This window comes from Borrelia persica No12 (genome assembly GCF_000500045.1).
Classification (GTDB): domain Bacteria; phylum Spirochaetota; class Spirochaetia; order Borreliales; family Borreliaceae; genus Borrelia; species Borrelia persica.
In genome coordinates this window covers 1-794 of sequence record NZ_AYOT01000099.1, presented here as the reverse complement: position 1 = coordinate 794, position 794 = coordinate 1, and the positions used below count along the sequence as shown (strand labels likewise).

General features: G+C 27.3%; 1 protein-coding gene. It reads right to left on the bottom strand.

What is annotated here, in order from left to right; translation table 11 throughout:
- Nucleotides 1-668 (bottom strand): Bdr family repetitive protein (bdr, locus tag U881_RS13200; protein ID WP_024653075.1); only part of this gene is annotated, 668 nt, incomplete at its 3' end.
- Between the last annotated feature and the right edge of the window lie 126 nt (nt 669-794).

Sequence of the window (794 nt, the reverse complement as noted above, 5' to 3'; positions counted from 1 at the left end):
TACTTAAATATAAGAGTTAATAAAATTCCTATACATATGGTGATAATAGTACCAAGCATCCAATTATGTAATCTTAGTGTACTCTTAAATTCTGTTTTATTTGTATCAATTTTATTATCAAGATCTTTAATATCCGATTTTAATTCGCTTCTAACATTATCAATTTTATTGTCAAGATCTTTAATATCCGATTTTAATTCGCTTCTAACATTATCAATCTTATTATCAAGTTCAGTGAATTTGGTATCAATCTTATTATCAAGTTCAGTGAATTTGGTATCAATCTTATTATCAAGTTCAGTGAATTTGGTATCAATTTTATTATCAAGATCTTTAATATCCGATTTTAATTCGCTTCTAACATTATCAATCTTATTGTCAAGTTCAGTGAATTTGGTATCAATTTTTACATTTAAGTTATTCTCAATTGTATTTATTTTATTATCAAGTTCAGCTTTAACAGCTAAAATTTCGCCTTTTAGTACTTTTTCTAGCATTTCGAGTTTGATATCGAAGTTTTCTTTGAGATATTCGATATCTTTGTGAGTGAGTTCGTTTCTGTAATATCTAAAAGACAAATCTTTGGCTACATCTTTATCAATACCTGCTTTAACGAGCTCAGAAAGTACCATTTTTTGAGTTATGATTGGGTATGCCAATTCTTCCATGAAGATCTCCTCATAAGTATTATACACTATTTGGTATAAAAATGGTCATTGTGAAAGAGTGTAGTAAAAACTTAGCTGGTGTTGATAGTTAAAATCGTGTTTCGGATTAATGTAAATTTGAGCTTA